This is a genomic window from Bacteroides bouchesdurhonensis, assembly GCF_900155865.1.
Classification (GTDB): domain Bacteria; phylum Bacteroidota; class Bacteroidia; order Bacteroidales; family Bacteroidaceae; genus Bacteroides; species Bacteroides bouchesdurhonensis.
Genome location: NZ_LT707006.1, coordinates 2,955,930 through 2,977,594 on the forward strand (window position 1 = coordinate 2,955,930; position 21,665 = coordinate 2,977,594).

16 protein-coding genes are annotated in these 21,665 nt (G+C 36.7%); 3 read left to right on the forward strand and 13 right to left on the reverse strand.

Translation table 11 applies throughout. The features are described from left to right. From CZ225_RS12435 to CZ225_RS12450, 4 genes are all read right to left on the reverse strand, one after another. The gene (locus CZ225_RS12435; protein ID WP_077154297.1) at window positions 1-1,074 is read right to left on the reverse strand and encodes a metallophosphoesterase; all 1,074 of its coding nucleotides are present in this window, start codon (window positions 1,072-1,074) and stop codon (window positions 1-3) included. A 652-nt stretch (window positions 1,075-1,726) separates the two neighbouring features. Beyond that, window positions 1,727-1,996 (reverse strand): DUF3098 domain-containing protein, encoded by a 270-nt coding sequence (locus CZ225_RS12440; protein WP_077154298.1) that lies wholly within the window; start codon window positions 1,994-1,996, stop codon window positions 1,727-1,729. A 6-nt stretch (window positions 1,997-2,002) separates the two neighbouring features. Further along, window positions 2,003-5,143, reverse strand: a complete 3,141-nt coding sequence (locus tag CZ225_RS12445) for a protein O-mannosyl-transferase family (protein ID WP_077154299.1) — start codon at window positions 5,141-5,143, stop codon at window positions 2,003-2,005. Window positions 5,144-5,285: 142 nt separating this feature from the next. Beyond that, on the reverse strand, window positions 5,286-6,374 hold the full coding sequence (locus tag CZ225_RS12450) for a tetratricopeptide repeat protein (RefSeq protein WP_077154300.1): 1,089 nt from the start codon (window positions 6,372-6,374) through the stop codon (window positions 5,286-5,288). A 198-nt stretch (window positions 6,375-6,572) separates the two neighbouring features. On the opposite strand from CZ225_RS12450, the gene CZ225_RS12455 reads away from it, so the two are divergent. Then, window positions 6,573-7,475 carry a helix-turn-helix domain-containing protein gene (locus CZ225_RS12455; protein ID WP_077154301.1) on the forward strand — a complete coding sequence of 301 codons (903 nt, stop codon included), beginning with the start codon at window positions 6,573-6,575 and terminating at the stop codon, window positions 7,473-7,475. A gap of 40 nt (window positions 7,476-7,515) precedes the next feature. Further along, window positions 7,516-8,325 carry a 3-ketodihydrosphingosine reductase gene (gene kdsR, locus CZ225_RS12460; protein WP_077154302.1) on the forward strand — a complete coding sequence of 270 codons (810 nt, stop codon included), beginning with the start codon at window positions 7,516-7,518 and terminating at the stop codon, window positions 8,323-8,325. 87 nt (window positions 8,326-8,412) lie between these two features. On the opposite strand, the gene CZ225_RS12465 is transcribed toward kdsR, so the two are convergent. The 8 genes from CZ225_RS12465 to CZ225_RS12500 all read right to left on the reverse strand — a co-directional run bounded on the left by CZ225_RS12465 (window position 8,413) and on the right by CZ225_RS12500 (window position 18,900). After that, window positions 8,413-9,504 carry a thioredoxin family protein gene (locus tag CZ225_RS12465; RefSeq protein ID WP_083714633.1) on the reverse strand — a complete coding sequence of 364 codons (1,092 nt, stop codon included), beginning with the start codon at window positions 9,502-9,504 and terminating at the stop codon, window positions 8,413-8,415. Between the two features lie 20 nt (window positions 9,505-9,524). Further along, a complete protein-coding gene (locus CZ225_RS12470) occupies window positions 9,525-11,108 on the reverse strand; it encodes a PKD-like family lipoprotein (protein ID WP_083714635.1) in 1,584 nt (527 codons plus the stop codon). 16 nt (window positions 11,109-11,124) lie between these two features. Beyond that, entirely contained in the window at window positions 11,125-12,003 is an 879-nt protein-coding gene (locus tag CZ225_RS12475) for a DUF4843 domain-containing protein (protein ID WP_083714636.1), read from the reverse strand. A 9-nt stretch (window positions 12,004-12,012) separates the two neighbouring features. After that, window positions 12,013-13,551 (reverse strand): RagB/SusD family nutrient uptake outer membrane protein, encoded by a 1,539-nt coding sequence (locus tag CZ225_RS12480; protein ID WP_083714638.1) that lies wholly within the window; start codon window positions 13,549-13,551, stop codon window positions 12,013-12,015. 19 nt (window positions 13,552-13,570) lie between these two features. Then, complete coding sequence (locus CZ225_RS12485; RefSeq protein WP_083714639.1) at window positions 13,571-16,708, reverse strand: SusC/RagA family TonB-linked outer membrane protein; 3,138 nt, start codon at window positions 16,706-16,708, stop codon at window positions 13,571-13,573. A gap of 203 nt (window positions 16,709-16,911) precedes the next feature. After that, window positions 16,912-17,637 (reverse strand): DUF6064 family protein, encoded by a 726-nt coding sequence (locus CZ225_RS12490; RefSeq protein WP_077154307.1) that lies wholly within the window; start codon window positions 17,635-17,637, stop codon window positions 16,912-16,914. Window positions 17,638-17,650: 13 nt separating this feature from the next. Continuing rightward, the gene (locus CZ225_RS12495; RefSeq protein WP_077154308.1) at window positions 17,651-18,136 is read right to left on the reverse strand and encodes a threonine/serine exporter family protein; all 486 of its coding nucleotides are present in this window, start codon (window positions 18,134-18,136) and stop codon (window positions 17,651-17,653) included. Next, entirely contained in the window at window positions 18,133-18,900 is a 768-nt protein-coding gene (locus tag CZ225_RS12500; RefSeq protein WP_077154309.1) for a threonine/serine exporter family protein, read from the reverse strand. Before CZ225_RS12500 ends, CZ225_RS12495 begins: the two co-directional genes overlap by 4 nt. A gap of 375 nt (window positions 18,901-19,275) precedes the next feature. Here CZ225_RS12500 and CZ225_RS12505 point away from each other — a divergent pair, with 375 nt between their 5' ends. Further along, window positions 19,276-20,769 carry a sensor histidine kinase gene (locus CZ225_RS12505; RefSeq protein WP_077154310.1) on the forward strand — a complete coding sequence of 498 codons (1,494 nt, stop codon included), beginning with the start codon at window positions 19,276-19,278 and terminating at the stop codon, window positions 20,767-20,769. On the opposite strand, the gene CZ225_RS12510 is transcribed toward CZ225_RS12505, so the two are convergent. Beyond that, window positions 20,766-21,617 (reverse strand): AraC family transcriptional regulator, encoded by an 852-nt coding sequence (locus tag CZ225_RS12510; RefSeq protein ID WP_077154311.1) that lies wholly within the window; start codon window positions 21,615-21,617, stop codon window positions 20,766-20,768. The genes CZ225_RS12505 and CZ225_RS12510 overlap by 4 nt on opposite strands. Window positions 21,618-21,665 lie beyond the last annotated feature (48 nt).

Here is a 21,665-nt window from a genome sequence, read left to right on the forward strand (position 1 = left end):
TTATTCAACGACCATTTCAAACTGATCACACGCTCCTGTTCGATGAGCCAGATGTTTGGTTGAAGGAGAAAAACCAAATAAAGGTGAATAAGTTTTTACTTTGATAGTTTTACCGTCAGGCATAAATTCAAGTATACGGAGCCAACCGTCTCCTCCATTGCCTTCCCATCCGCCACCTGATATTTGTACATTGAACATCATCTGGTGAACCTTTTTTCCCACCTTATTCGGGTCTACACGATAAGCGACTGCATCCTCAAATTCACCAGGTTTACCCGTATGTCCACATATCACCAGGTCAATATTCGAAGAAGGATAAATCAGTTTATCCCACACTCCTTGTCCCCAATTTCGGGGAGTTATTTTATAATGCTCGTTGTCAGTACGTTTCGCATTGCGCTCCCGAAGAAAAGAATGAGTTATAAATATAACCTTATGATCAATATATTCTTTCTTTGCAACTAAATTTCTTGCCCATTCAAGCACTTCATCACGTGGAGCAAATTCTGATGTAATAACTAATATTTTATCCCAATTAGGAACTTTAAACTCAAAAGCTGCATTCTCCAAAGATACTACCCCATTACGATTCGGAAAGTCAGCGACAAGGCAATCTCTCCAAGTTGAATTTCGTTTGAAAGGAAAATATTCAGGAAAATGAGTGATACCACATTCAGAACTTTTGTATCCGTAATCATGATTACCACAAGATATTATATAAGGAACCTTATTATCAAGACGCGCAAATGAACGTGAAGCGGATTCCCACATTTCTTCACTTGTCTGATTAAGCATTTTCCGATTCATTGTAATGTTCTCGTTTTGCTCTACCAGATCTCCTGTACAGAGTACAGCCTTTATATTTAGATTGTCAATATTATCAGCAATCCATGCCGTACAGAGTTCGAATATAGGTTGGTTGATGTCGTATTTTGTATATCCTTGAGGATCTCCCAATACGATCATTGAAAATGATTTGTTATTTTCAAGGTGTTGTTGGTCTGCTCGCTGTTGTGCTAGCGTGGGAAGCATGAATGTAAGTACTGCCCAAAAGAATAAAATTGGCTTCTTCATATTATTAGATACAATAGTTGATAACTTAATTATTGGAACCAAAAATACAAAAAATATATTATATTCATACTCCTATAGATGTTTTTTCTTCAAATAACATACTGCTTGGATGAGTACTTGTTCCTTAAAACACTGTCTACTTATATTTTCATTTACTACAAGTATATAGAGCAAATATTACTAACCTTAACCTACAGATAAGGTTCGATTAGTATTTTTACAAGGTATATGTTCTCGTTTCACGTATGTAAACCATTCGGATATGGTACGTGATCCCGAAGGATCACATACGTGGAACCATGGGACTATGTACGTAAAACAATATCTACCATCTTAAAAAAAACATTAATTGAAGCTTCTAAACAACTAAACAAACGGTTTATTTACCTTATATATAAAGGAGAAACGCCCCAAAGCATATCGGATAGTGGAATAATAAAGTGACAATAGAGCCCGAATAACTTTCTATTGTCACTCTATTGTCACCGGCTGTTATCACCATTTTAGCATTGATTAGTAATCGTTTAGCTTAAAAAAGTGACAAATGACAATAAAACAAGCTTTTTTTACCTAAGTATGCTGAAGGAACGAGTCTTGTTTCTGTATAGTGGGGGAAGCCACCTTTTTATTATTAGGCTACAAAGATGATGTTTTATTGTTTTCTACTCTTTTTATATCGGAATTTATTTATACAAACAACTCCATAAATATTTAGTAAATATCCTGTCAGGCATATTACAGGAGCTACATGTATCCGTAAATCACTGAATATATCCGGATTATATGCGGTAAGGGTGCTCCCCTCACCGCTCATCAATATATATCCTATCATAATCAATAGTAAACCAACCAATAAGATTATATGGTTTACCTTTCCAAATACATTTTCTGTTTCTTTTTGTTCCATTTCTCTTGTTTTCATCTGTCTCTAATTATTAATTCCGATATTCATGATTTGAGAAAACTGTGCATATTTCTCTTCAAAACGGTGAGAATTCTCTCTATACTTGGTCGAATCTATTTCTTTCATTAAATCATTATAGAGATTCCACTGCCAGAATTTAACCATGCAATCTTTTTGAGCAATTCTTATATCATTATCATTCAGTGAAAAAATCCAAAGGATAGAAGACTCTGCTTCTGCCGTTAAATAGTCCAATATAGAAATGGCTCTCTTTTTCTCGCCCAAAGCGGCATAGGCAGTTGCCATATCAAAGGAACCGCTTTCATATACTTCAGGCACATTGTATTTAGGGATAGCCTTTTCGGCATACGCAAGCACTTCTTTAGCTCGTGAATGTTCTCCCTGTTCAATCAGCTTCAAAGCAAGTTGCGTAAATAATCTTCGATGGGAATAACAGAGACGCATGGTTGTTTCGTCTATATACAAGCCCGGAGTATCCAAACCACCATATTTATATCTTTGCATTACGTTTGTATAAAGTTTCTCCACATCTACCACATGACTGTTATGTTCATCTGAATCTCCCCATTGTTTATAATCGAACGGAGCAAAACGATAAGCCAATCCCTCCATTACAAAATAATTATCCAGTTTCAAGTTGCTGGCTTCACCTACGGAAATAGCCATATAGAGCGGTCGTTCCCAATTACAATTAGCGATCATTTCCAATATCAATAAATCCATTTTAGTCAGCATACGTACTTCTTTTAATGATATCTCGAGTTTTTCGGGTAGAGCATTTATCAATTCCTCTCCTTTTAAATGGCGGATAGAGTGAGGAAGCATGACACCGGAACGTAGAATGGCTTCTTTATCAAGCCGAATGGTAACAGTATCTGTAGGTATAACATGGAAGTCCGGATTTTCTGAAAACGCCCAATGCTTCAGGATATTCTTCACCTCAAAAGGGTCTTCTCCGAAACTGTCACGCGCTTCCTCCGGATACTTTTGATAAAATGCTTCTATCTGTTTCTTTAATTCCGGACGAATGGTGATATATTCGTTTTTGCCTTCTTTATATTGTTCCCTTTCCCAAGAGACTGGTAACCCCGGAGCATCATACAAAGGACATTGCTGCTGATAAATATACCAGTCGGTTTGTGCATAACTAAGGTTACAGATACGGACATCCCGACGCACTTCTTCCGTATCCTGATTGTACCACAAAGGAAAAGTATCATTATCTCCGTTGCAGAAAATAATCGGATTTCCTTTATCGGGAAGAGTCATTAAATAGTTAGCTCCGAAGTCACGACAGGTAAAACGGTTACTCCGATCATGATCATCCCAAGTTTGAGTGACCATCTGTATGGGAATCAATAAACAAATTGCCATCACCCCACTGACCGGAACGATACCTGCTTTCTTTTTACGCATCCAATCGCATAAACCGGCAGCTCCCATCCCTATCCAAATAGCAAAAGCATAGAAAGAACCGGCATAAGCATAATCCCGTTCACGAGGTTGATCGGGAGCCTGATTCAGGTAGAGTATAATGGCAAGTCCTGTCATGAAGAAAAGGAAAAGTAAGACACTAAACTGTTGTTGTCCCGCTCTGCCTCGTTTCAATTGCCAATAGATACCTATCAGTCCTAAAAGTAACGGCAGACCATAAAAGACATTGTGACCTTTGTTCTGACGCAAAGAATCCGGCAATAGCTCCTGATCGCCCAGCCTTAAATTATCGAGCCAAGAAATACCCGTAATCCAGTTTCCATGTTCCAGATCTCCATGACCTTGTATGTCATTCTGCCGCCCTACAAAATTCCATAGGAAATAACGCCAATACATATAATTTAGCTGATAGGTCACAAAATAAGTCAAGTTCTCTATCTGTGTAGGAAGTTCCTCCGTACCGCCCGACCAAGCTTTATAAAGAGGTGTCGCCCGTTCATTCCACATTCGGGGGAAAAACATATTTTGAGTGTAGCAAACATCCTCTTTCTGCCGAACGACTTTATATTTAGAATCGTTTTTATCGAAGGAATATACTTTTCCTCCTTGTTTCACTTTTAGTTTGTAATAATCTCCTTCAACCACATATTCAGGCTCAGAAGCATAACTCTTTCCATATAGTAATGGAATACTTCCGTATTGATCCCGGTTCAGATAGTTTTTCAGAGTAAAGATATTGTCTGGGGCATTCTCATTTAGCGGAGTATTGGCGTTCGCTCGAATTAGAATTACGGCATAAGTGGTATAACCTACTGTGAGCATAATCAGACACCAAAGAGAGGTATGTATTACTCGTTTTCTGAATCGACAAACAGCTCCTACTAACAGTAATAAAACCAAAACAACAAAACTGATCAAACCGGATTGGAAAGGAAGTCTTAGTACATTAATGAAAAGAAGCTCAAACCATCCACCTATTTCCACCATTCCCGGAATGTACATAAAAAGTATAAAAGCGATAATTATCCCCGAAAAAGCCACTGCCATCATAAAGCCTTTGAAAGAAATAGAACGGTATTTCTGATAATAGAAAACCAATACTATAGCCGGAATACAAAGCAAATTGAGTAAATGTACTCCGATAGAAAGACCGATAATATAAGCTATCAATATAATCCAACGGTCACCGGAAACTGTGTCTGATTCATCCTGCCAACGAAGAATCATCCAAAAGACCACCGCAGTGAGAAAAGAAGAAAAAGCGTAAACTTCTCCTTCCACCGCACTGAACCAGAAAGTATCACTGAATGTATATGCCAATGCTCCGACAAGCCCTGAACCTAGAATAATAATACCATCTATTTTCGACAGACTCTTCTGACCGTCCGTCATTAAACTCCTGACTAATCGGGTAATACTCCAGAAGAGAAACAAAATACATCCCGCACTCAATAACGCATTTAGTAGATTGACCATACGTGCTATCTGCGAAGTATCAGTAGCAAATTGAGTAAAGAGATTTCCTACTAACATATAAAAAGGTGCACCCGGCGCATGACCGACCTGTAACTTTTCGGCACATGAAATAAACTCGGGACAATCCCAAAAACTTGCTGTCGGTTCAATAGTCGATCCATATACTAAAGCAGCGATCAGAAAAACGCTCCAACCAATAAAATCATTCCATCTTTTAAACAGTAAATTGCTCATGGTTCTATTACTTTTTTTATTTGCAAAGTTATAGAACAGGCATGTAAAAGACTAGTTTCTAACCGGACAAATACAGACGATTACAAATCACAATCATCTGATAATCAGAAAGTAAATTAAAAACCACGCAGACAAATTCGGACTACAACGATTTTACAATCTCTTCCAAAGATTCTTTTGAGTTCACCAACATCAATTTCTCCGTTTTTATTCTGGATATTCTACGAGTTAATGTTTCCACTGTCAGCTTCATAAGATCGGCAAAGCAAGAAGGTGGAACGCCCTCACGCAAAAAAGCGCATACCCTCAAATCTTCCTCAGTAAGTTTAGGCCCGATCTCTTTCAATTTGGAGATGATCCCATAAACACTTTCTTGAAGCCGTAACAATTCATTCCAATCTCTTTCAGTAAACGAAGGTATTTTGGTAGACAAAGCATTCTTATCCTTAAACTGACGAACTTTAGTTATTACCGGAGAGTTTTCGTAGATTTGCCATTGTAACGATTGATATTTTTCTTCTAAATACTCGCATTGTAGCATCAATTTATCCGATTGAGTTTCCTTCTGTCTTATTTCCTCTTTGAAAGTATTCAATTGAACATACGCATATCGGTTCTTTCTCCAGAGCAGACCTAATAATAAAGATAAAACACCGAACATGCCTAAAGCAGAAGAAAGAATGGTCGTTGAATGATCCTCGCTATCATTTAACATCAACTGACTAGCATAAGCTTTTCTCTCCATTTCCAAAGCTTCATCAAAGTTTCCATTTTTCTGATAATACAGACTACATCGTCTGCATATTTTAGTCATGTAATCATAATCTTCGGTAAGAGTCGCCAATTTTATAGCTTTCTTAAAGTGTATTTCCGCTTCTTGTTTCCGATTCAAGTCACTTTCTACACAAGCAAGATAGTAATATGCCTGTGTCTTTTGAAGCTGGTTACCATTTACTTCAAAATAAGATACTGCCTGACGTATTTGTTCATCGGACGAATGAGGGAGGTTCTTATCCTCATTGACTTTTGTACACAACAGATTATACTCTGCAAGTTGTGCCTCATTCATCTGATTCGTCTGAATATTTTCAAGAATTATAAATGCAGTGTCCGGGTCCTGCTCCATTATTTGCGCAGCTCTGTCTAACCCCTGTTTTACATTTGCTCCTTCCGGATGACAACCAACCAGAAAGAGCAACATCACATAAAGTAAAATTCGGAATTTATTCATAGCGGTATCATATCTATTGATTGTTGTCGCAAATATAAAAAATAAATATAAAATGAAGTGGCAAATAAAGAAAGAAAAGAGGAATACACCTGAGTCAATTGATATAAATTACAGTTTCTTCTACCATTATCACTGATAGGTAATACCAATACAGGAAAAAGTACTAAATTTGTATCGTATCAATCAATTAAAAAAAGTATGGACGAAATCATCAAAATGGATCATATCTACCAATACAATGATCGGGTAGGCAACGAAACACTGCATCCGTTAGTGAGTGTAGTAGACTTTTCTAAATGCAAAGCTATACGGCATTCACGTCAAATGATGGGATTTTATACCATATTTCTGAAAGAAGTGAAATGTGGAGATATACATTACGGACGCCAGTATTATGATTATCAAGAGGGAACAATGGTCTTTCTTGCTCCAGGACAGGTTGTAGGCTTTGTAGACAACGGAAAGCCCTTTCAACCCAAAGGATGGGGATTGCTTTTTCATCCGGATTTTCTTCGCGGAACATCGCTGGGACGTAATATTAAAAATTATAATTTCTTTTCTTACGAATCCAATGAGGCTCTCCACCTGTCTGAGCAAGAACGGGGGGTGATTATTGAGTGTTTCCACAATATACAAACAGAGTTACAACGTGGCATCGACAAACATAGCCAAAAGATTATTATAGCCAATATAGAATTGCTACTAAACTACTGTATGCGTTTCTACGATCGTCAATTTATTACTCGTAGTAATGTAAATAAGGATATCTTGATCCGCTTCGAAGATCTTCTGCATAACTACTTTCTGTCAGATAAACCACAGGATATCGGTCTGCCCTCAGTACAATATTGTGCAGAGAACCTGAATCTTTCACCCAATTATTTCGGAGATTTAATCAAGAAAGAAACAGGTAAATCACCGCAAGAACATATCCAGCTTAAATTGATAGAAACAGCAAAAGAAAAAGTCTTTGATACAAGCAAATCTATTAGCGAGATAGCATACGAATTAGGGTTTAAATATCCTCAGCATTTCACGCGTTTATTTAAGAAATGTGTAGGTTACTCTCCTAACGAGTATCGGCAGAATAGCATAAACTAATGCCTTTTATTCTCTTTATATTTGCAGGAAATTAAAAAATATGTACTCACAAGTTATACTTATTACCGGAGCATCTTCCGGATTCGGAAAATTCACAGCACAAATGTTATCTGAACAGGGGCACGTTGTTTATGGAACAAGTAGAAAATCATCCGAGAATATAGGCAATGTTAGAATGATAGTAGTTGATGTCACAAATATCAATTCCATACAGAATACTATTAATAAGATTATATCGGAGCAAGGAAAAATCGATGTACTTATCAATAATGCCGGAATCGGGATCGGAGGTGCATTAGAACTAGCAACTGATCAGGAAGTAATGACACAAATGAATACCAATTTCTTTGGTGTAGTAAATATGTGTAAAATGGTGCTGCCATTCATGCGTAAAGCTCGCAAAGGGAAGATTATCAATATCAGTTCGATTGGTGGTGTAATGGGTATTCCTTATCAAGGATTTTACTCGGCTTCCAAATTTGCCGTAGAAGGATATAGCGAGTCATTAGCTTTGGAAGTTCATCCTTTTGGCATCAAAGTATGTCTGGTAGAACCGGGAGATTTTACTACAGGATTTACTGCCAACCGTAATATATCAGTAACGACATTGAAAGACACTGATTACGGACAAAGTTTTGCCAAATCTTTAGAGATTATAGAGAAAGCAGAACAAAACGGTTACCATCCTCGTAAACTAGCAAGTATTATCTGTAGGATCGTAGCCTCTCAAAATCCCCCTTTTCGGACGAAAGTAGGACCATGGATACAAGTATTATTTGCTAGATGCAAATGTTGGTTGCCAGATAAGGTTACACAATTCGCACTCCGTTTTTTCTATGCTATTCAATAGTTTTCCTCATATAAATGAGGTTGTGCCTTTTGCAGACACAACCTCTAGGTTATTGAAATGATTGATAATAGATTTCAAGAGAAAGATTTATTTTTCTTTTAATTTAGACTCGATACTATCCAATGTTCTACCAGCAAGTGAGATTGCATTAGGGTTCAAAATACTTAGCCGTTCACGAATAAACTCGGACATAGCTTTTAGCGTGTCTTTATCTTCTGCATTAATGAGACGAGTCAGGTTCATGATTAATAAATCACGATCAGTAGAATTCAGCGTATTAAATTCTTTTGCACACATAGACAAGAAAGTTGCATCATCATTTTTCACACGACATTCTATTAGATTGAACATCGGAGCATATTCATAGTTTTTATCCAAATCTAGATCCTGGATTTCTTTTTTCAATGTTTTATACTCTTCTTCTTTATATTTGTTCTCACGAAGCATATATCCGGAGAAGTAACTGACTAATTTTGAGTGGTATAGACGTGCTATTCTATCAGCTATTGCCGCACTTACAGAAGGATCGAATTCGTTGCGATGAGCCACCATAAATTTTGCCTTCGGATTATCAAGATCTATTGTATATCGGGTAAATAAAAAAGCATTAGGTGTGGAAAGACGTTGTGCATCAGTCAAAGAAGCGAAGTAATCATCCAGGATTTTAAAACCTTCCGTTTCTTTGCCTTGTTCCAAATAACTGAGTGCATAACGATTTATCAATTCGGGAGTGCGTTCTCCTGAATTGTAACGTGCTTCCATACGTGCGGGAGACTGCTCAGGATCTAGTCCGGCATCTACTTTCGCAATAAAATCATCCGCATTTGCAGCTCCTTTAATATCCAATTGCAGTTCCTCTTTTGTGTTCAATACAATAAAAGTGGGATAAGCTTTTACCTGATAGCGTGCAGCCAGTTCTTTTCCTTCTTTTTCTGCGTTGAATTTAACACAAACAAATTTTTCATTGAAATAGTCGCCTACCTTCTTTTGAGGAAATACTTCTTTAGCCATCATTTTACATGGACCGCACCAATCTGTATAGAAATCAATGAATACCATTTTATTCTCTTGTTTGGCTGCTGCGATAGCTTCATCAAATGAGATGTGACGGAAATTGGTTTGTGCAACGGTAATTAGCCCTGTGGCACAACACATGAATGTTAAGATTAATTTTTTCATATATAAATAGTTAATTAATATCAAACAGAAGAATTTCTATATTCTACTTTGGCTACTCTCAGGTTGGTTTTCCAAACCTCTTTTTCATGCGGAGTTACTTCTATTTTATTTTGGTCATCAACAATAGTGAATTTACGGACAATACCTTTTTCCGAAGGACTATAAGTAGCTATAATAAAGTCGGTCGGAGTGTCGTTAGAGTTAAAATCCATTGCGAGATATGTGATTTCGCTACCGAAATCCTCAATCATTTTGACATCCTTACGAGTATAATCGTATGCCCACAATTGAGATCCTACAGAGTAAAGAATAACGGTTTGCATGGAGAAGAATGCATAGTGACTGGATTGCGCAAAGTTTGTTGCTATTGTTTGATCAATCTCTCTTCCATAATCTTTCGTAGGGGTTCCTGCTACCTTGAATGCATATACATAATACTTTCCATTTGCATCAGTCATTAGTGCGTATGAACGTCCCCCGTTACCATATCCATTTTCACCATATACCAATGTGCGTACAGGAGAATATTTTGTCTGGTCGAAATAGAACGATGTGTTGCTACTTTCCGTATCTGCCAGTTTTTTGCTATATGTGGCTGAAGAGTATGTAGAACTATTTAAATTGACGAAACACTCATTCGTTTTATCGTAAAATATTACATAGTTTATGTAGGTTGAATTTCCAGGATAGAACATATATGGTGCTGGTTTATACAGTTCTGAGCTAGAGGCACTATACCTATTCGTAGGATTGCCATAAGCTTCCGGATCATTATAAATGCTTGTTCCGAAGAACTCATTTTCCGTCATCAATATTCTTCTATTTGCACAAATGTTAGAATTGTTAGAACCATAAGCATGCGGATGGAGATCCATTACTTTCACAGGACGGATAATATCGATGGTGGGATAGATAAAATTATCAGCAGAAATATCTTGCCTAATATCAAGCTTGGGCAAAGAAGAACTGAACTCAAGTGAATAAGATCCCGACTCTGTTACTGCCCAAAGAGCCATCGAATTATCCGGATTATAATCATAGCTTCCTGTAAAGACAAGATTCTGGGCTCCCTTAATATTTAAGGAATTGGTGAAAAGGTTCTCTATAACAGTAGTATCTCTTTCATTTAACATACTTACGAAGTCTATATCACAAGTACCATCTTCTTTGTCTCCAAATAGATAGAATCCCCTTGTGAACGGGCTCATAGCATTCAAATAGGCTGTTTGCGACCATTTTAAACCGGTTGTTTTATCCAATACCTGGCAATACAGTCGATATAAGCCGGGAGTAATATCCAGCGTATAATTCAATATTTTCTCCGAACCTATTATAATTTGTTCTTCCGCTTCTTCAGTATTACTGATTATTTGGTTTAGGAACCATTGATAGGATAACTGACTTTCATCAACTTCGGGCATCGAATTCTCTATTTTAGGAATAATATTGAGGGTTTCTGAATAAGTTATTTTGTTATATACTTCTTCTATTCCTGAAATAGTAACTTCATTGATAGGCGAAAGAACGTATGTTCCTTTATCTTCCACACATGATACCAATCCTGTCAGCATTGCCATCATATACATTATAAATTGCTTTTTCATTTTTTACGAGTTTGGCTTATTTGTAATAGTCTTCCGGTTTAGTAAAAGGTCTCCATGCTTTGCTACCTCCCAAAGTTGTTACAGCACTGAGATACATCATCGTACCATCTTCATCCAATACCGGAGTGTTGGCAGCTGCCTGTTCCAATAAATATTTGGATACTAATTCTCCGATTGCACTTTGACGTATAGAAGGCATTGACGCAGAACTTTTGAAGTCCTCAATGGTGGTGTTACTCAATTTCATCATCAATCTGAATTTTTTTGCTGAGAACTTTCCTAAGGTTCCAAGACCATTTACATCGTTGCCATTCCATGCAGCAGGTCTGGACAATACATCGTATAAGAAAATATTATGGACGCCTGCATCTTTGTTATAATCGAATGAAGGATTTTTCTCTGGGCTATAAGCTAAGGAATAATCACCGAAATTTGTATAATTCAAGCTGAAAAACTCATTTGCATGGAGTTGCAATTGTAACCGCAACGTGTCACCATCCATGCGTTCCGTACGGTGGACGATCAATGAAACGATAGCGTTTGTTTCTCCAGCTTTAATAACATAGTCTTCTTTGAGGGGATCAAAGTCCGAACCAGCTATCGCTGTTGTACTGTCTTTGTTAATCGTGACGGTGAAAGGCCTATCATAATCTTTGGGCATTCCAGATGCCATTATTTTACAGGAAACTGTTACTTCGTCGACCGTCAGATTTCCAAATTCAACTGTAGTGAAGAATTGATGTGCCCATGTATTAGGTTCCAACCAAGCTGCCCCTCTGCGAACATCAAAGTAGAGGTTGTCTTCTCCCTCATAATCCATTAGTTCTTTTTCACATCCTGTTAATAGTGCCAAGCTACCTAACAAACAGCAAAGAACGGTTGTATACTTTTTCATATTATATTATTATTTAGATGTTACACGTTTGTCTATTTCCACTTTAGGCAACGGCCATACATAGTTTTGAAGGCTCATATCATCGTACCCACTATACCATAATCCGAAAGATGTTCCGGACATAATACTAGTCATTGCATGGCGTTTGTAATAAAAATAAAGTTGTCCTTCACCAATTACCTCCCGTGCGAATTCATTCGTTATATATTCTTGTATTTTTTCTTTTGTGTCAGATTCTTGCAAATCAATATCAACACAATTACGATTCTTGCGGACAGCATTCACATAGCCGATAGCTTCCGTTAAGTCATCTGTACATTCTGCGGCAATCAAATAGATCTCACTCATGCGTATCAAAGGAATCATGTAGCGGAATGCTTTATTGGTTGATACATCCATGTATTTATTAAAGCAGACTGCTTTGTGTGTGGTAGAACTTCCAAACTCGTCTGTTTCTTCCAATGTTTCAACATTCCACATAGCTCTGCGCAGATCGTCCGTATCCAGATAGAAATAGGTGATTTTGGATTCTTCATCTCCCTCATTCATTGATTCTCCTGTGAAATTCAAACTATAGCTTATTCTGGTGGTCGGTTTAAAGAGTTGGTCGAATAGTTTGACGCGGGATTGATTGTATAATCCAAAAATGACTTCCGTAGAGAATAGCCGATCTGGCATATCATGATTTTGTACTGCTGATTTTTCCGTCCATGGAAAGATACTATTTTGGGCATTTTCCGTAATAATAGCATGAGCTACTTCATAAGCTTTTGCTTTGTTGCCTGTCCATAAATAAACCCTCGCCAACAAGCTCTGTATTGCAAAATAGTTCAGACGATATTGGCGGTAGCGTAAGTCCAGGTTTTCATTGGGGTCGTCAGAATCCTTGTCCATTACTCCTTCTTCCCGTATTTTATCGTTCTCTAAAAGAGCGGAAGCAGTGTTTAAATCACGGATTACCTTATTTATGACCTCCTGCGCCGGCAAAAGAGGTTGTATATCCTTTTGGGTTGTTTCCTGATAGGGGATAGAAATAGTGGATGCGGTCTCTTGGCTATAAATTGGACCATATATCCGGAGTAAGTCGAAATGTATCATAGCACGCAGTGCCAAGGCTTCTCCTTTAACATATGGATAATAATGTGGTTTTAAAGCTGAATTGGCGTTATCACAATGCTCTAACAACGTGTTTAGATTGGCTATCAAACTGTATAAGTTAGTCCAAACATTTCCTGAGGTAGATTCGAAAGTATTCTCCGAGAAGTTGTATTGAGAATATATATAATAGATGTGATTACTGTTTTGTGCAATATCGTAATATTGTGCCATCGCATCAATTATTCCCATGCCCAATGTTGAACTATAGGTTTCGTTCATCTTTGTATAAACTCCATTCAAAGATGCTAGAAAACCTTCGTTTGTTTCATATAACTTATCTTCCATAATGGCATCTTCCATATCTACATTCAGCCAGTCACTACATGAGGAAGTAGTAAATAACAGCATAGAAGCTAGTAACATTGATTTTAGTATATTCTTTATTTTCATAATTCTAATCTTTTAATGTTTAGAAACGTAATCCTAAAGAAGCTGATATAGCCCTCTGGAACGGATAGTCAATACCTCTCTCTTGTTTTATAGTTGAGATACGGAATATATCGTTCATATAGATTCTGAAGGTAACGGAGCTTAATCCGAATTTTCGGATCCAGTCTGAAGTAGTGTCTTCATAACCCAATGATATGGATTTACACTCAAAGGTGTTGTCGTCAGCGATGAAGCGAGAAGACATATTAGTTATCGAAGTATCGTCGATACGTTTGAATTTTGCTATATCGCCCGGCTTTTGCCAACGATCGTGTAAAGCTCTCTTGTCCTGGTTATATCTAATCGCATCTTTTGTGATATTTTCCACTTTATTTAATAAAGTAGTTAATGCAGCTTGTCCGCCCCAACGATATCTGAAATTGACTGTCATAGAGAAACCTTTGTAACGTACAGTAGACCCAATATTTCCATCAATGTCCGGATTTGTATCTCCACAAATAACTTCGTCGGAAGAATCCCAATTGTAAGTATATGAACCATCTTTTTTCACAAAGACTTCATTTCCTGTCATCGGATCGATACCTAATGATCGAACTGTCCATATTGCTGAAGAACTTGCATGATCGTAGTAACGAAGCAGGGTTTGATTGGCACGCCCCTCTTCGTTGAGTTTCTCTAAAATGTCACCGATGTTGTAATAAGTCGTTTTTGTGTTAAGAAAGCCGATATTAGCTGTCCAATACCAGTCTTTTTGCTTGATAATTTCGTAGCTGGCAGATACTGAAATGCTATTGGTCTTAGTTGCACCAATATTCATCGGAACTGATGAAGATCCGGTTGAAGCCGGTTGGTCAACATTGAGCAGTAAGGGATCTGAATTGAGTCTGGTATAATCAGCTGTAAGTTGCAGACGAGAATTAAAAAGCTCTGCACTTATGCCGGCATTATGGGTCAAAGTACGTTGCCATTTCAGATTCTTGTTTCCCCATTGAGAAACAATCGCTGCAAGACCAAACATATTTTGATAGGCTGTATAATAGGTATAAACACTACTGGCAATTTTTGCATTGATGTTCTGGTTGCCTGGATTACCTAATGAATAACGTAGTCTCAATGAGTTAACAACATCTGATTCTTTGAAGAATTTTTCATTGTGGATATTCCATGCCAAACCAAACGACCAGGTTGTATAGAATGGATTGTTGACTCCAAATACAGAAGAACCGTCATTACGTATGTTGAAATCAACAAGGTAACGCATGTCGTAAGCATAGTTGGCATTTAGATAGAAGTTGGCTGACCGGGCCTTGGTAATTGTGGAACCAGGTTTACCTCCATCCGGATACCCTAAAGAGAAATTAGGGTTTGAGAATTGGTCGGTGATGTATCCTATAGCAGAATAAATGGAGGATGTACTTTTACTTTCAGTCAACTGTCCACCTCCTACAAAGTTATAGGTATGTCTGCCGATAGCATCACCATAGCTGATATTTAAACTACCGTCATATCTGGTGTTGTTATCGTGGGTTTGTTCAAAAGATCCTCTTTTCAATGTTTCTACTCCTATAAACTTAATTGCAAAGGGTGAGATGAAAATTGAATTTTTATCGCGTTCAGTAGTGAAACTGAATTTCCCGTTAATACGAATTTTATCAATCGGACGATATTCGATAATAAAATTATTATTAAAAGATAATTGATCGCCGGTATTGAAACTTTTTTGTTTGAAATCCCATAAAGGATTGTATGCGAAATGTTCTGAAGCATTTACATAATAGCTTTCTAATACTTTATAGACATCTCCATTGGCATTTTTCTTTGCGTAAAAAGGATTTGCTTGTGAGAATTCCTGAAAAGGAACTACATTGTTAGAAATGTCAGTATAATTAAGATTTGTTTGATTTGAAAAATTGAATTTATCAATCCGATAAGATAAATTTACTGTACCGTCAATATTGTTACGATTGGATCCTTTCATGACTCCTTCAGTATTTTTATAACGAAATGTCAATCCGTAACGAAATGCTGAGTCGCCTCCTTCAGCATTGAGGCTGTGATCATGTGTGAAAGCTGTTTGCAGCGGTTCGTTCATCCAGTAGCTATCAAGACCTCCCAGCACATTTTTCAGACGGGAATAATACAAGTTACGTTGGTCGTTCCTCAATATTTCCCCTTGTTCATCAAGTGCCCCGTAAAAGCCTGACAGCTTTTCAAACTCCAGTTTTTCACGAGAATTCATTAGGTTATAGTCACTTAAGTCTGCCCAAGCTACTTGGTAATTGCCGTTGTAAGTGAACCGGAGTTTCCCTGCTTCAGGCTTTTTAGTTTCAACGACAACAACGCCATTTGCTGCTTTTGAACCATATATAGCAGTAGAAGCCGCGTCTTTCAGAAGAGTAATACTTTCCACTCGATCCATACTTAAATCGGAGATTCTTTGCAACGTGGTTTCAAAACCGTCCAAAATAAACAACGGTTGATCTGGATTGGAGCCATAGGTGTCTGAAAGTCCTGTAATACTGGTTTTACCATTAATACTGATGTCCATGGTAGCATTTGGATTGGACCCCATTAAATTATTATCCGAGATAATAAAAGAAGGATCTAACGCACTTAAACTTTGAAGAATGTTCTGATTACCAATACTCTTTAAATCTTCAGCTTTATAGGTTGCTACTGATCCGGTGAAACTTTCTGCCTTACGGGTATAGATACCGGTGATTACCGTTTCTTCTAACATTTCGGCATCCGACTCCATGCGAACAGTAATTTTCTTATTACTTGCAACGCGAACTTCCTGAGTTTTCATACCAATAAAGGTAAAAATGAAAATATGAGTTTCTTCAGGGAGTGTAATTTGGAATTCTCCATTAGAATTAGTTGTAGTACCAACGTTTTTCTGTCCTTTTACTGTGATGTTTACACCAGCAAGTGGTTTGTTTTCATCGTCAATAACCGAACCTTTGTAAATGACTCTAACCGGAGAAGATTTTTCCTTTCCGGTCATTGTCTCTTTCTTATCAGTTTTGTTTTGTGCGTACGCAACGGTTGGCAAAAGTAATATTGCAACCACAATGCAACTCAAGCTGATTAGCTTAATATTGACTCTCACAAAAAGAAAAGAAAGTAAACCTGCCTTTTTGATTAATTTACTCATACTTTATAGATTGTTAGTGTTTGGCTTTTTTATTGCGAATTTATATTATCATTTATAAATAATGATAAAATGAGATGTGTTTTTGGGCTTTACTTATGTTATTGTATTCAATCAGCAAAAACGGGTATAAAAACGACACTAATTACTAAGAAGAAAGAGTAAATTGTTAGACAATTATGATTAAAAGTGTTGAGTATATATGATCAATGTTGTATCAACTCCAGAAACATAGTAGTAGTTAATAATACTGCTAATCCTACGCAAACTGTAATCAACAACCAGTTTATGTATTTTGCTTTTGGCTTAGTATCAGCATGCAGGTTATTTAAAAAATATTCCCGGAAGAAGAGATACAAGCCCGGAATGGTCGCACTTGCCAACAAAAAGTCCTCGGGTATTTGAAAGAAATAAGTTTTAGACAATCCAATCAATGACCAATGGCAAAGAAAAAGAACCAGAAACATATTCACCTTATGGGCAAATAGTAGCAATAATCCAATGGTAAATACCACTACCGAACAGGGCATTACCGGAGAAGTCATTTCCGGAAAAGTCAATCCGCGAGCTAAAGAAACAAGAGGATAGACAAATGGCATTGCTAACAACACATAAGAAAGTATATCATATTTATGAATACGCTCAAAAGTCGTATAGCCTGTAATAGCATCCCATATCCATATAATAGCCATTACCCCCCAAAACATAGCCATCACCCCGTTATAACTACGTTCTTCGCAACAAATATAATAATAGACAACCGAAATCCAGGTGTACAGTCCTATCATATAGACTTTCATAGCCATCTTTTTCCATGGACAAGGTTTGCTCACAAGCAATGCAGTCAGTATAATCCCAATCAGGATAATTGCTATCTGATATATCCAGGTAACAGAATTATAGTATCCAATTGTTCTCCAAAAAATCTCCATAAATGTAGTTTTATTAGTGTCTTGTTAGTGAAAAAGCTCTATGTGGGAACACAAACATGGGAAAGGTAGCTCCTACCGCCAACATGAAAATAACCGTACTTGCTATCAGAGAATTAGAAAAAAACATTTCCATAAACCCACTCAACTTCTCAGGTTCATTGACAGTCTGCAAACACATAATCAATGAGAACACCATGTTATATGCAAACTTACCCGGAATCATTGGAAGTAATGCTGGAATATAAAGTACCGTCATTGGACAATAAACTCTTTTGCCCAGCCATAAACTGCCAAAGCCAATCACCAATCCCGCAAACAGAGAAGCTGTAGCAATATCCACTCCTAAATAAGTCATCAGACAAAAACGACACGCATGTCCCAATGCCGCCAATATCGCAATCATTTTGAAGGCTCGCAGAGGAGGATCAGAAATGGCTCCAAAACCAATACCTGCTACCGCTGCAAAAAATCCGTCGGTTAAAATATCAAATGCTATCATATCAAACTATTTTTTACCATTAATAATGTAAACGAAAGCCCGATGGCAATACTTACAATCAAAAGAGAAGCTTCTGTCAAACGAGCAAAACCGGTCAGTACATATCCTTCCACCACATCAATCACACCATTTATCAAAGGAACTCCCGGAACAAGATATAATACACTGGTTGCCATCGCTATCTCTGAAGTTGTATCAAAAATCAACGCAGTCGAAGCGCAAAGTGAAGCAACGAATGCCGAAACAATAAAAGTGATATAATGATTGATCTTTTTCTTTTGCATCTGCTGTTTCAGGAAGAATCCGGTGAGTGTAGCAGAGAAGACAATACCCATTGAACATAAGTCACCGCCAAACAGCTTACAGAAAGAAGCATTGGCAAAGCCAACCAGAATCAGTACAAATAATGGGTGTATTTTAGGGGCACTAATAATCTGATTATATCTTTCAGTCAGTTCCTCGAGTGATAAATGTTTATCGAGTGCCTCCCAACTCAATGCACTTAATTCGGAATTATGTTCAAAACTAATGGGATGTGCTGGAATATCTATTACTTCATTACATGCTTCGTGAGTTTCTTTGTCAATAATGGTCAAGATAATATTTTTATGAAAAACGCCCAACTTCACATTTACATTAAAAGCCTCGCCAATACGTTTTGAGTTGCGCACAACCCGCGAAGTATGAACTCCGGCTCCCATTAAATGGGCTGAATATTCTGCAATAAATTTACCTATGGATAATAAAGATTCGCTTGTCTTCATATAGTGATATTTTTTAATCGGGCGCAAAAGTACAAAAAAAATAGATACCTTTGCCCTACTAAAAATAAAAAACACATGAATATGCAATTTACGTATCCTAAAGCAAAGAATACGTCTCGCTATCTTATCTAAGAAAGATATTCTATTTGTCATTCTATTTTTTGTTTCCACTTATTCTGATCATCAATCGAATTAAAATTAGAATATCGATAATTAAATATAGAACATCGTATTAACAAACTAAAAGTTGCATATAAAATAATTTTCTAAATAGGATAAAAAAAAACTGCTTTTATAGCATTATTCTTCTAGAAAAGGCTTTCTTTGATATAGATTCTTTGATTTCATCGATTTTACCAATAAAAGCCTATTCACATGAAACTTAACAAACACACACTTTACAGTGATGATTTATTAAATATTTTACCAGAAGGAGTCCTCGTTTTGAATTCCGAAGGAGAAGTCTTGCTACTTAATCAGCAGGCAAGAATGGAACTTCAAACGAAGGTTCTAGACAATAATACATTTAAATCTTGCCATATAGATGGTTTATTGAAACTACTATATAATAAGGAAGATATTCTTCCAACAATTATGGATAAACTTCGCCAAGGAGAAAGCCGTTACGCATTACCTGACCGTACTTTCCTTCAAGAAAAAGTAAATTATACACAATTTCCTATAAAAGGACAATTTGAAACTCTCCAAGAAAAAGGTGAAATAAAAGTTATTGTATTCTTTTTCCGTAATATCACTGCAGAGCTCACACAAGAATACATCTTAAATACCGCTTTACAAAGAACAAAGATATATCCATGGTATTATGATATAAGTAAAGGTGAGTTTACCCTTGATTACCGCTATTTTAAACATTTAGGCATTCCAGCCGGAGTGAATAATACATTATCAATGGAAGAATATATAAATATGATTCATCCCGATGATCGTGAAGCTCTTACTAATGCTTTTGTTGTACAACTAAGCGGGATTGAAACCTATGAGAGACCTGTCCCTTTCCGACTACATCGGGGTGATGGAACTTGGGAATGGTTTGAAGGCCAATCCACTTATATCGCAAATGTATCCGGACAACCTTATCGTTTAGTAGGAATCTGTATGAGCATACAAGAATATAAGGATGTAGAAGAGACTTTAATTACTGCCCGTAAAAAAGCAGAAGAAAGCGATAAACTGAAAATGGCTTTTCTTGCTAATATGAGCCACGAAATTCGTACTCCGTTGAATGCAATTGTTGGTTTTTCGGATGTAATAGGCAATTCTTATAATGAACTAAGCAAGGAAGAAATTGAAGATTTTATAAGACTAATCAGCATTAATAGTGAACACCTGACAAGACTTATTGATGATATACTCGATCTATCTAAGATAGAATCAAACACAATTGATTTTTCTTTCTCTAGCCATTCATTAAAGTCCTTGCTTACAGACATTGAGAAAGAGCAAGTAATGAAAAATATTTCTGAAATTGAAATAAAAGCAATTCTACCGGATGATGATACCATCATTGTAACTGATGCCAGACGTTTGAAACAAGTTATTTGTAATCTGATAAATAATGCATGCAAATTTACTGAAGAAGGATTCATCCATTTTGGCTTTACAACAGGCAAGGAGACAGTTTCATTATTTGTAGAAGATACGGGAATAGGTATTCCCGACGAACATCAAGAACAGATATTTGGTCGGTTCTACAAAGTAAACTCCTTCAAACAAGGTACTGGATTAGGACTCTCTATTTGTAAAACGATTATTGATCATTTAAATGGAAAAATAACTGTCACATCCGAGTTAGGAAAAGGTAGCTGCTTCACAATTACATTACCTCTGAACAAAGAGAACAATCTTTAACGTCCCCGATATTCTTGAGGTGTAACTCCCGTATGCTGTTTGAAGTATTTATTAAAAAAGGAAAGATTATCAAATCCCAGCGACAATGCAATATGTTTTACAGATTTATCAGTAGATTTTAATTGTACTTTAATATCTGCAATGATCAAAGATGTGATTATCTGCAAAGGAGTTTTGCCAGTCGCATTCTTAATGGATGAACTGAAATAAGGCAAACTAAGTCTCAGTTGATCAGCATAGAATGTGACGTCATGGTGAACTGTATAAAATTTCAGAACCAGTTGCATAAAGTCTTGATAAATGGCATACTTTCTTGTATACGAAGGCAAATTCCAATTATTCTTCATTTTATATAGTTCTGTTGATCCCTGAACAAACATCATGAGAATTGCATTGATAATTTCTTTGTTTTTCCTGTTTTTCAAAGATTTATATGCAATAATTGACGATTCATAAAACATCTTATAACTTTGTGCATCCAGAGGAGACAAAACATATATCGGATTCTCCATGATAACCGGAAGAAGATGTTGGGTTGATTTCATCATGTTAATTCTTTCGATAAAACCAGATGAAAATGCAGCAAAATAAATATGTATATCCGATGAAAAATCATGAATTTCCATAAAATAATTAGGAAGCAGAGTAAGTAAGTCATTCTCCTTAATATAGTATTTTTTGCCATTAACGGTTACCTGCATACTACCTCTTGTACACAGAATGAAAAAGCTGGATTCTATTTTACAGGGATATTTTTTATAAGCCTTTAAAGATTTCTCCATTCCTTCTCCTACAGCATAATCAACTGATAAATCATACGTAGACGTAGCTATACCTTTTTCTGACATTTAAACTGTTTTTAGATGCAGATATTTCGTTTGTTTCTATATCCCAAA